Raw genomic sequence first — 12,456 nt, forward strand, 5'->3', positions numbered from 1 at the left:
TTCCTTCCGGGGCTTTCCTCCGGGACTTTTTCCCTCCGCCGCTCTTTTCCGCTGTATCCGCTGCTGCCATCAACACGGCCCCCACGGGAAGGGGGTTCAGTTCCAGGATGTTTGTTTCGAAGATTTTTTACGGGTCACACGCGGCCGGAGCCGGCACCGGCCAGGGCCTGTGTCGGGACCGTCACCCGCAGGCCGAGAACGCCCAGATCCACCGTGCCGTCCGGCTCGGCGTACCAGCGCCAGTGCGCCCCGGGTACATCGCCCACCGTGAGGACGATCCAGCCACCGCCGTCCGGCGTCGCCAGTTCCGCGAGCGCCCGCGCCTCGTCGCCCGTCGAGGGCTGAAGCAGCATGATCAGCCCGGTCGCCTCGCCCGTACGGCCCGCGCCGCGCACCAGGCCGACGCCCAACTCCTCGGCGGCGCTGAGCACTTCGGCCGGGGCCCGGCCCTTGATCTCCGCCACGGAAGGGACCCGGACCAGACCGTGCACGCCCGGCAGCACGGTCGCGTTCGGGTCCACCGCCACCACCACGGTGCCCTGGCGGGGCAGTTCCAGCAGTCCGCGTACGAGCGTCGCCACCGTGTCCTGGGCCACGCCGAGGTCGCCGCGCACGCTCAGCGAACCATTGATCTGGCCGAGGTCGACCATGACCTGGGCGCCGCGGTCGTTGATGCCGACCCGGGCGAGCAGCGGGAGGTCCGGTGCGTCGTCCGGGCTGTCGGCCTCGATGACCGTCGGCAGCCCGGCGCGCTCCCAGCTGGTGGGCGCGACGGCGGTCCACGGCGCCGGTGCCTCGGCCGCGCCGGACACCGAGGCCAGCAGCCTCGCCGGTTCGGCCTGCACGCTGTAGACCCGCACCGGTCCTGACGTGGCCGGCCCGTCGGATCGTACGAGCTCGCGCAGCGCCTGACGCACCATCACCGGGGTGCGGCTGTCCGCCGCCAGCCGCCGGGCCAGTACCCCACGCCTGCGGCGGCGCAGCGCCAGGGCCATGCCGCGGGGCAGCCGGGGGCGCAGCACCCGAGCGCCCCGGGCGATTCCGGATCCCGTCCTTCGCGCGGCCCGGCCGAGCGGCCGACGGGCGACGATCATCACGGTCAGCCCGGCGACTCCGGCGACTCCGCCGATGAGCACCGGCAGGGACACCCGGTCGCCGATGGACGCGAAGGGGTTGGCCGACCGGGAGTTGTTCACGGCGGTGGCCGGCGCGGACTGCGCGGGCGAGGGTGCCGCCGACGGGTTCTGCGCCGGGGCGCCGGCCGTATCTCCCGCCACCGGTTCCTCAGGAAGTACGCCGAACTGGACGTCCGGGCCCTCGGCGTCGGCGGGCAGCAGCAGTGCGAACCCCGGCGTGGTCTGGTCGGGGCTCGCGAAGATCTCGCCGTTGGGCAGGACACGCCCGGTGTTGAGGACCAGGATCTCGTCGAACCGGTTGCCGTCGCCGAGCGTCCTGGCGGCGATGTTGAACAGGATGTCGGGTTCGCCGCCGTTCTCGGCCGGAGTCTTCACGACGTAGAACTTGGTCACCTCATCGGCGACCCGCAGCACGGCGCCGGGCCGTCCGCCGGCGGCCCGTACGGCCGGCAGCGCCGCCGACAGCGTGAGCGGCCGTGCCTGCGACAGCTCGGCCGACCGTGCCGACGCCGACGGTACCGACAGTCCCGTCGGCGAGAGCGCGTACGCCGTGGCGGGCAGCGCCATCGAGGCGGCCAGCGCGAACCCGCACACCATGGCCAGCCGCGTCGAGTCGCGTCGGCGGCGTGCGTCGGGCATGGCCGGTGACGGCTGTGTCCGGGGCATCGTCCCCGGGTTCGGGGGGGTTGGGGCGTCTCGCATCTTTCTCGTCCTCCTCCAGCAGTTCCGCGGACGCGCACTCCCGGCGCGTCGGCGAGCACACGGCCGAAGGACCCGAGTCGGTTCAACGCCTGAGCGATTCCGTTTGAACCAGGCGGCTCCGACACCCGTTTCTGGCACCGCTGAGTCGATTGATGAGCGGGGAGGACGGAAATGGCGCGACGACACCCGACCGGGTGGGAGGTTCTGGGGTTCTCCGAGGACCCCACCCCGGGCGATCCGGAAGCGATCCGAAACCTGTCGAGGAACTATCGCGAACTCGGGGACGGCGCAGGTGAGGCGCTCGGCCTGCTGCGCGACGACGGGCGGATCAGACAGGGCAAGGGGCAGGCCATGGACGCTCTGAAGGAGCGGATCAAGGAGCTGCCGGGGATGCTGGAGGACACCCGGGACTCGTTCCAGCGTGCCGCCACCGCGTACGACGACTACGCCAACACGCTCACCGAGGCGCAGTCGATGCTGGACCGGGCGATCGATCAGGGCCAGGAGGTGGCGGCCACCGCGAACGCGGAGCCTCCGGCACAGGCTCCGCCGGAAGCCACCCCGGAGCAGGTCGAGGCCCGCGAGGGCGAGGTCAACCGGATCAACGGGGCGAAGCAGCAGCTCTCGGCGGCGCAGTCGCTGGGGCGGGACGCGGAGCGGCTGCGGGAGGACGGGTCCCGCCGGGCGTCGGTCGTCCTGGACGACGCGGCGTCGAAGTCCATCCCGGAGCGGGGGGCCCTCAAGAAGCTCGGGGACTTCCTCGCGGACAACCCGTTCCTGGAGATCATCGCGGGCATCCTGGTCGGGATCATCTCGGTCTTCCTGCCGTTCGTGGGCGTCATCCTGGGCGCGATCGTGTTTGCCTTCACGATCATCAGGATGGCCTCCCAGGGCAAGTTCGACGTGGGTGAGATCGTGATCGGCCTGCTGACCCTGGTGCCCGGCGGAGTCCTCCTCGGCGGTCTCGGCAAGCTGGGTCTCACGGGAGCCAAGGTGGCGAAATTCGCTCCGTTCTTCGCCAAACTGGGCAAGGGGGCCGGAACGATCTCGGCGGGCCTGACGAAGATCGTCCAGGGATCGACCTTCATCCGGAAGATCATCAACCCGTTGAGCAAGGGGCTCGCCGGGACCGGTCTCAAGATCACACCGGGGCTCGCGCTGGCCGGCAAGGTGGGCATCGACGTCGCCACCGACTTCGGGCTCGGGCTGATTGCCGCGGGCATCACGGCAAAGGTCGACAACAAGAAGTTCGACATCGGGGGTGCCGCCCTCGGCGGGCTGATCGGCGCGGCCACCGGCGGTGTGCTGGGCGCCTTCGGCGGCACGAAGTTCGCCAACAGCATCAAGAACGCCTTCACCATCAAGGGCAAGTTCAAGAGCAACATCGACAAGGCGTTCTCGCCGGCGAGCCTGGGCATCACCAACGGCACGTTCAAGCCCGGCGACATCCTGTTCGTCAACGGCCTGGAGCTGCCCCAGAAGATCGGCTTCAACGGCATCAACAGCAGTACGACGGTGGACGCGGGGACCGGGGCGCTCAAGACGAAGGTCTCCACGCCGGACGGCACGAAGACCGAGGCCAAGCTCACTCCGGCGGCGCAGAAGCCGGACCTGGTCGGTGACGGGCTGCCCTTCTTCGAGCCGCCGGCCCCGGTCGCCTCGACCAAGACCACCACGCCCGACGGTTTCACCTCCGAGACCACGGGCGGAACGAACACCATCAAGAGCCCGGTCGGGGACATCATCACCTCGAACGGCACACAGACCACGATCACGACACCGCTCGCCGGGCCGGGCATCGTCCAGAAGACGAGCGACGTCGCCTTCGCCCCCTTCGCCCCGGGCTTCAAGGACAAGCCCACGATCAACACCGAGTTGACGCCGGGCGGCGGCTTCACGACCTCCGGCTCGTTCGGCGACATCTCCACCGTGGGCAACGGCGGTCCGACGGTGATCAACCCGCCCACCGTTCCCGGCGCGGACCCGGCGGTCGTGATACCGCCGAACTTCACCATCGACGGCAACGGGATCACCACGCCCAGCGGTATCACCGTCAACGACCAGGGCGCCTTCACCACCGTCTCGGGCGACGGCTTCTCGATCGGGAACGGGAACAACACCACCTCGGTGTTCAACAACCCGAACCCCGCGAACGGCGTCGCGCCCGTGATCACGCACGACCCGGCGACCGGCGTCGTCGACATCGATCTGGGCAACAACACCGCGATCAACGCCAACACGGGAATCGGCAACGGCTCGGTCACCGTGAACGGCGGCAGCCCGGTCGACATCGACAACGCGGGCAACATCACCGTCACCAACAACCAGGGCGGCAACCAGACCGTCACCGTGCCCCCGGCGAACAGTGCCGCGCCGGTGACCGTGGTCGACGGCAACGTCACCACCAGTCTCCCGCCGGGCGGCGGCGCCACCATCACGACCCCGAACGGGGCCGGAAACATCACGACCACCCTCGACAACACCGGCTTCACGGTGAACACGGGGGCGCCCAACCCCAGCACCGTCCAGTTCAACGGCCCCGCCGGAACGCTCGACGTGACGCCGGGTACCGGTCAGCCGATCACCGTGAGCCCGGACGGCGGCGTGCAGGTGGGCGGCATCACGACCAACCCGAACGGGGGCGGCACCATCGAGGCGGCGGGCAAGTCGATCGCCTTCACCCCGGACAAGGCCACCTTCACCACGAACGACACCTCGTTCGACGTGGGGACGAACGGCGCCTTCGACGTCGGCAACATCTCGCAGTCGCCGACCGGCACGATCACCACGCCCACCAGCACGACCGTGGTGAACCCCGACGGATCCGCCGTACTGACCACCGACGGCCAGCAGTTCACCATCGGCAAGGACGGCACGATCGCCCCGATCGACACCGGTGCCGGTACGACAGGCACCCCCGGCACCAGCACGGCGGGCGACCCCGGCACCAGCACCGCGGGCGACCCCGGCACCAGCACGGCGGGTGGGGCCGATCGCCCGCCGACGCCTCCGCCCCCGCTCCCGCAGCCCGCGGTCGGCAGTCCGGTGACCCTGGGCGACGCGACCATCGGTGTCGACGGCACCGGCGGGTCCACCATCACCTTCAAGGGCGACAACGACACCACGGTGTCGGTGAACAACGGCAACACCACCGTCAAGTCGGGCTCGTTCCAGGTGACCACCACCCCGAACGGCATCACGGCGACGAACACCACCGGCTTCACCCCGGTCCAGTTCAGCTCCACCGTCACCAACGGCGGCACCACCTTCACCGCCGGCCACGGCAACACCACCGTCAGCACCGGCACCAACAACGGAACCGGACTCCCCACCACCGTCACCGGCCCCGGCACCCAGCCCGGTGTCACCGTGACCCCGGCCGGCGACGGCAACCCGACGACGGTCACCACCACCGACGGCTCCACCTCCACCCTGACCGGGAACGGCGCCCAGACCGACGTGGGCACCACCCCCGTCGCCTCCGCGGCCACGGACAACGCCGGTGCCCCCACCACCCAGGCCCCCGCGGGCGGCAGTACGACAGTCGTCAGCAACCCGGACGGCACCACCGTCGCCACCGACAACACCAACAACACCAACAACTTCGGTGTCGGCAACAACAAGACGGTGACCGACGGCCCGGTCACCATCGCCCCTGGCACCACCGGCGCCGGCAACACCCCGACCGCCGACATCACCAACACCGGCACCGGTACGCAGGCCACGCTCACCAACGGCGGGATCGACTCCCAGGGCATCACCACCACCATCGACGCCGGCGGCAACGTCACCTTCACCAACCAGCCCGCGCCCGGCGCACCGATCACGACGACCACCTCGTCGCCCGACGGGTCACTCACGACCAACGGCCCCGACAACACCACCGTCCAGGTGCCGAACCGGCCGGCGGGCCCGCCGCAGGGCGCCCCGGGAGCAGTCCCGCCCGCCGCCAACACCATCACCAACGGCAACGGCTCCACCATCGCCACTGACGGCACCGACATCACCCTGTCCCAGAACGGCTTCACCACGAAGTTCGACGGGAACAACGGCACGGTCACCACCGTCAGCGACAAGTCCGGCGTCGGTCACCAGGTCGACCCGGCGGGCCAGACGACCGTACTGAACTCGCCCAGCAAGGCCGACATCGCCGCCGACAACACCCAGGTGACGGTGAACACGCCGGCGAACACGGGCTTCCTCGGCGGCCCGAAGTTCACCGGTGGCGAGAACACCCTGTCCAACGGGCCGAACGGCCCGACCATCACCACCCACGGCGCCACCCCGGTCGCCGAGCCGGGCACCACCGTCGTCCACGGCCCCAACGCGAACGGCCCGGACGGCGAGTTCTCCGTCACCTACGGGCCCGCCCAGGGCAAGTTCGCCCCGGGCGGTGTCACGGGCCTCGGCCCCGCACCCGGCGCGACCACCGACACGGCAGGCAATCCGGTCGGCACCAACCCGGGCGACACCCAGATCGGCACCGCGACGGGCAACGGGCAGGGCTCCATCGACGTACCGGCCTTCGACGGCGGCGGCTCGATCAAGCACGAGGGCGGGTTCAACGGCAAGTCCACCGTGGACACGGGCACGGTCACCATCTCCAAGTCCCCCGGTACGCAGGAGAACCCCCTCACCGCCGGCCAGAAGTCCGGTGTGGTCGACGGCCCGCTCAACCCGATCGACCCGGCCCCGGCCAACGGCCCGGAGACCTTCACCGTGGGCGGCAACGGGGGCAACGGCCCGAGCGTCGAGATCCCGGTCCAGGGCGGCGGCTCCACCGTGCACGGCGGCGGCGACTCGTTCGACGTGAAGTCCACCGGGGACGGCACCTTCGAGGTGTCGGTGCCCGGCAGCACCGACCCGGCCGACACGGTCACCATCGGCCCTGACGGCACCCTGACCGGACCGAATGTCACCACTCCGCCGCCACCGGTCGGCAACGGCCCGGTGCAGTTGCCGTCGGCGCCCCTGAGCAACGGCACCACCGTCACCGGCGGCGCGAACCCCTTCGTGACCAGCCCGCAGGGCACGGAAGGACCGACGGCCGCCTTCAACAACGGCACGGCCACCACCACCAACGGGGCCGGCACGGTCATCACGCAGAACCCCGACGGCACCGCCAACTTCCAGTCCAACGTGCCCGCTCAGGGCGGCGGCAACCAGACGACCAACCTCGACATCGCCAACGACGGCGTCTCAGGCACCGTCACCACCACCGACGGCGGGGGGAACCAGAGCACGTTCAACGTCGACGCGGGCGAGAGCGGCGCCATCAAGGTGAAGGACGGTGGCGGCCAGACCACCGAGCTGGACGCCTCCGGCGGTTTCCAGCAGAACCACTCGCCCGTCCACGACTACTACGCCAACACCGGCGGCCCCGACTCGGTGACCGATCTCAACGTCTACGGCTACGAGGCGGTCACCAGCGCCATCAAGGGCGCCATCGGCAACCTCGCCACCGCGGGCTTCCAGATCGCGGGCGGCACCGACCAGCAGACCGCGCTGGAGAACGCCGGCATCAAGACCGGTCTCGGTGTGGGCAATTCACTGGCCAACAAGAAGCTGGAGAACGACTACATCTTCAAGACGAAGGCCCCCGAGGTGGCTCTTGCCATTCTCCCGACGAAGTTCATCGCCGGCATCAACAACAACGAGCACACGGACCTCAATCCGGCCCCCACGAAATTCCCCACGAACCAGTGAACCCGTCCGGCACCTGCCTCGTGTTCATGGTGCCTGACCGACAACGTAAAGAAATCCGAGCAGGAATCCAAGCAGCAGTCCGAACAGAAACGGGAGAATCCCCATGGCCGACTACATCGTCAACGACGAGAAGACCGCCGCCACCGCCGCCACCACGATGAACGAGTACGACATCGCGATCGCCCAGCTGCAGAAGATCAAGACCGATCTCGACACCCTGACGGAAGACGGCTACAACACGCCTGCGGCCCAGAAGGACTTCAAGCCCTTCGTCGAGGACTTCATGGCCAGCTACAAGCAGGTCACCGAGGGCCTGACCGGTATCTCCGCCTTCGTGAAGTCCGTCGGTGACGGCTTCCAAAAGCTCGACACCGACATGGGCGCCAGCCTCCGCGGCTAGTCCCCGCTCCCCCCTGACCCGGCCGGGCCGGACCCCAGTGGTCCGGCCCGGCCCCGTCGGGTCCCACCGTCCCCATCCCATGTGTGCCTCACGTGTGCCTTAGGAGCGCCGACCATGCGTCTGACCGTCACCGCAGTCGACCCGCAGCAGGGACAGACCGCGGACATCATGATCGAAGCCGATCCGGCGGTTCCGGTCGGTGAACTCGCCGAGGAGCTGCATCAGCGGCTGCGCGGCGGCACCCCCGAGGAGCCGCCGGCCCTCTTCCTGGGAACCACCCCGCTGCCGCCCGAACTCCCGGTGGGCACCGCCGAGTTGCGCTCCGGCAGCCTGCTGGCACTGGACGCGCCCGTCCTCGTGCCCGGCCGCGAGCCGGACGGAGTCGCGGAGCTGCGGGCGATCGGCGGCCCCGACGCCGGCGCCGTGTTCCGGCTGCCGCCGGGCGACTACGAGATCGGCTCCGCGGACGGCTGCCGGATCCGGCTCGCCGCCGACTCCCTCGCGAAGAGGGCCGCCCGGCTCAAGGTGACCGCCGACGGCACCGTGACGGTCACCCCCGTGAGACAGCAGACCCTGAAGGTCGACGACACCCCGGCGCCGGCCTGGACCCGCTGCCCGGCCGGCGCGGTGATCTCCCTCGGCCCGGTCCTGCTGGAGCTGGCCGCGCCCTCGGTCCCCGATGCCGCGCTGCAGCCCTCGCCGGACGGCGTCGGCCTCGACTACAACCGTCCGCCCCGGCTCCTTCCGCCGCCGGTGCAGAACCGGTTCCGGCTGCCCGCCCCGCCGTCCAAACCGGCCAACTTCAAGCTTCAACTCACCCTGATATTCGCCCCGCTGCTCATGGCGGCGGTCTCCGTCCTGATCTTCAACAACCTCAGGTTCCTGGTCTTCGGTCTGCTGTCCCCGATCATCGCGATCGTCGGCCAGCTGGCCAACAAGCGCCGCGGCAAGGAGACGTACGCCGAGCAGCTGGCGGAGTACGAGAGGAAGAAAGCCGAGCTGGAACGGGACGTGGACGACGCCGTCCTGGCCGAGCAGCGGGCCCGCCGCGCGGCGAGCCCCGACCCGGCGGCCACGCTGCTCATCGCCGCCGGCCCGCGCCAGCGGCTGTGGGAACGCCGCTGGCGGGACGAGGACTTCCTGCTGATGCGGGTGGGGGTCGCCGACCGGCCCGCGTACCTGGAGCTGGAGGACCCCGCCGAGGCCGAGCACCGCCGCCGGATCACCCGGACCACCCATGCCGTGCCGGTGGCGGTCCCGTTGCGCCGGGCCGGTGTCATGGGCATCGCCGGAGGCGCCGCAGCCGAACCTCTCGTACGCTGGCTGATCGCCCAGGCCGCCGCCCTGCACAGCCCCTCCGACCTGCGGATCTGTGTACTGTCCGGGTCCGGCGGCGCCGACCGCTGGTCCTGGGTGCACTGGCTGCCGCAGTGCGCGCCCCTCGGCGAGGACACGGTCAGCCTGATCGGCACCGGCGCCGAGTCCGTGGGCCGGCGGATCGCCGAGCTGAACGCGGTGATCGCCGCGAGGCGGGCCGCGGGCGACCGGGCCGCACGCGGCGGGGCGGTGGGTGAGCCGGACATGCTGGTCGTGCTGGACGGGGCCCGGCGGCTGCGCTCGCTCCCCGGCGTCATCCAGATCCTGCGCGAGGGCCCGGCCGTCGGCGTGTACGCGCTCTGCGTGGACGACGAGGCACGGCTGCTGCCCGAGGAGTGCCAGGCCGTCGCGGTGGCCGAGGCCGGCGGTCTGCTGCGGGTCGAGCAGGAGGGCGCCGACCCGGTCGACGGGGTACTGATGGACGCCCCCGGCCGGTCCTGGTCGGTGGGCGTCGCACGGGCCCTCGCCCCGATCCGGGACGTGGGCGACGACGCCGAGGAGAGTCTGCTGCCCACCTCCGCGCGGCTGTTGGACGTGCTCGGTCTCGAACCCCCCAAGCCGGACACGGTCGCCGCGGGCTGGGTCATCACAGGCCGCACCACCCGGGCGGTCCTGGGCGAGGGCGTGGACGGGCCGTTCGCCGTCGATCTGGCCGCCGACGGCCCGCACGGGCTGATCGCGGGCACCACCGGCTCCGGCAAGTCCGAGCTGCTGCAGACCCTGGTGGCCTCGCTGGCCGTCGCCAACCGCCCGGACGAGCTGAACTTCGTGCTCATCGACTACAAGGGCGGCAGCGCCTTCGCCGAGTGCGAGGACCTGCCGCACACCGTCGGCATGGTCACCGACCTCGACACGCATCTGGTGGAGCGGGCCCTGGTGTCGCTGGGCGCCGAGCTCAGGAGGCGCGAGCGGATTCTCGCCGACGCCGCCGCCAAGGACATCGACGACTACACCGACAAGCGCGACCGCCGCCCGGAACTCGGCGCCCTGCCACGGCTCGTCATCGTCATCGACGAGTTCGCGTCCATGGTCCGGGAGCTACCGGACTTCGTCTCCGGTCTGGTCAACATCGCCCAGCGGGGCCGCTCCCTCGGCATCCACCTGATGCTGGCCACCCAGCGCCCCTCGGGTGCCGTCACCGGCGACATCCGCGCCAACACCAACCTGCGGATCGCGCTGCGCACCACCGACACCTCCGAGAGCCGCGACATCATCGACGCACCGGACTCCGGCCAGCTGTCCCCGCGTACCCCCGGCCGGGCCTACGCGCGGCTCGGCCACGCGGCCCTGCTGCCCTTCCAGACCGGCCGGATCGGCGGTCGCCGCCCCGACACCTCGGTCGCCGAGGAGGACCGTCCGGCGCCCGTCCTCACCGAACTGCACTGGGAACTGCTGGGCGAACCGCTGCCCCGCGCCGCCCGGCAGGAGCGCGCCGTCCAGGCGGTGACCGACCTGGCCGTGCTGGTCGAGGCGGTGCGCGGCGCCGCCGAACAGCTCGCGGTGCCCGAGGCCCGCCGCCCCTGGCTGCCGCCGCTGCCCGACGCCCTGGTCCTCGCCGACCTCCCGGCACCGGCCGCCGTGGAAGGGCGCCTCGCCCCGGTCGCGTACGGTCTGGTGGACCTGCCCGACGAGCAGACACAGCGCGAACTCGCCTTCGATCTCGACGAGTCGGGCCATCTGCACATCATCGGCTCACCCCGCAGCGGCCGTTCGCAGACCCTGCGCACACTGGCCGCCGCCATCGCCGGGACGCACTCGTGCGCGGACGTTCATCTGTACGGCCTCGACTGCGGCAACGGGGCCCTGCAAGCACTCGCCCGACTCCCGCACTGCGGGGCGGTGGTGGACCGCGGCCAGACCGAGCGGGTGGTACGGCTGCTGACCCGGCTCACCGCCGAGGTCGGCCGTCGGCGGGGGCTGCTCGGCAAGCGCGGGGTGGCGGACCTCACCGAGCTGCGCCGGACCCTGCCCGAGGAGGAGCGACCGCCCCATCTGGTGCTGCTGGTCGACCGGTTCGAGGCGTTCGACCGCGACTTCAGCCTGTACGACCAGGGCAGTGTGATGGACAAGATGACGCTGCTGCTGCGCGAGGGCGCCGGGGTCGGGATCCATGTGGTGGTGTCGGGCGACCGGGTGCTCGGCCAGGGCCGGTACTCCTCCTCGACCGAGGACAAGCTGGTGCTGCGCCTCAACGACCGCAACGACTACTCGACGGTGGGCATCAGGTCCCGCTCGGTGCCCGAGGATCTTCCGGCGGGCCGCACGATCCAGGTCAAGGACGCCAGCGTCGCCCAGATCGCGCTGATCGAGCCGGACGCCGGTGGCGCGGCCCAGGCGGAGGCGCTCGGCCGGCTCGCCGAGCGGACCCGCGAACGGGACGCCGAAGTCCCGGAGGAGCGGCACCCGTTCCGGGTGGAGGTGCTGCCGGACCGGCTCACTTTCGACGAGGCCTGGCAGCGCAGGCAGCGCCCCGCCGAACTCTCCCCGCTGTGGGCGATGGTGGGCGTCGGAGGCGACGAACTGGTCGCGAAGGGTACGGACATGACCGCGATCCCGTCCTTCATCGTGACCGGGCCGCCGCGCAGCGGCCGGAGCACGGTGCTGCTCACGATGGCCCGCTCGCTGCTCTCGCACGGCACGAAGATCGTGGTGATCGCGCCCCGCAACTCCCCGATGCGCGCGCTGGCCGGGGTGCCGGGGGTGGTCGAGGTCTTCGAGGACTCCGATCTGGCGGTCGCGGACTTCCGGGCCGCGCTCGGCCGGGTCGACTCGCAGGCGGGCGGCATCCTGGTGGACGACGCCGAGATGCTGATCAACTCGGAGATCGACGGCGACCTGGCGGCCCTCGCGCGCGGTAACGCGGGTGACGGCTGGGGCCTGGTGGTGGCGGGCAACAACGAGGCGATGCTCAGCGGTGTCGCGGGCTGGCAGGCGATCGTACGGCGCAACCGGTGCGGCGCGCTGCTGGCCCCGCGCTCCATCGGCGACGGGGAGGCCGTCGGCCAGCGGGTCCCGTACGGTCTGATCGGCGCGGACACGGAACCGGGCCGGGCCCATCTCCACCTGGGCGACGGACGCTTCGTCACGGTCCGCGTCCCGGACACCAAGTCGGCCTTGTAGAACGGGACTTCGGGC

At 71.2% G+C, this 12,456-nt stretch carries 4 protein-coding genes; 3 read left to right on the plus strand and 1 reads right to left on the minus strand.

What is annotated here, in order from left to right; genetic code table 11:
• Positions 1-134: 134 nt before the first annotated feature.
• On the minus strand, positions 135-1,775 hold the full coding sequence (locus ACWCRB_RS29305; protein WP_450998899.1) for a hypothetical protein: 1,641 nt from the start codon (positions 1,773-1,775) through the stop codon (positions 135-137).
• 234 nt (positions 1,776-2,009) lie between these two features.
• On the opposite strand from ACWCRB_RS29305, the gene ACWCRB_RS29310 reads away from it, so the two are divergent.
• The 3 genes from ACWCRB_RS29310 (at position 2,010) to ACWCRB_RS29320 (ending at position 12,441) form a co-directional block, all read left to right on the plus strand.
• A complete protein-coding gene (locus tag ACWCRB_RS29310) occupies positions 2,010-7,544 on the plus strand; it encodes a hypothetical protein (protein ID WP_450998900.1) in 5,535 nt (1,844 codons plus the stop codon).
• A gap of 103 nt (positions 7,545-7,647) precedes the next feature.
• The gene (locus ACWCRB_RS29315) at positions 7,648-7,944 is read left to right on the plus strand and encodes a hypothetical protein (protein ID WP_450998901.1); all 297 of its coding nucleotides are present in this window, start codon (positions 7,648-7,650) and stop codon (positions 7,942-7,944) included.
• A 114-nt stretch (positions 7,945-8,058) separates the two neighbouring features.
• On the plus strand, positions 8,059-12,441 hold the full coding sequence (locus ACWCRB_RS29320; protein ID WP_450998902.1) for an FtsK/SpoIIIE domain-containing protein: 4,383 nt from the start codon (positions 8,059-8,061) through the stop codon (positions 12,439-12,441).
• Positions 12,442-12,456: the final 15 nt, after the last annotated feature.

The sequence above is a fragment of the Streptomyces sp. NPDC002156 genome, from assembly GCF_053593675.1.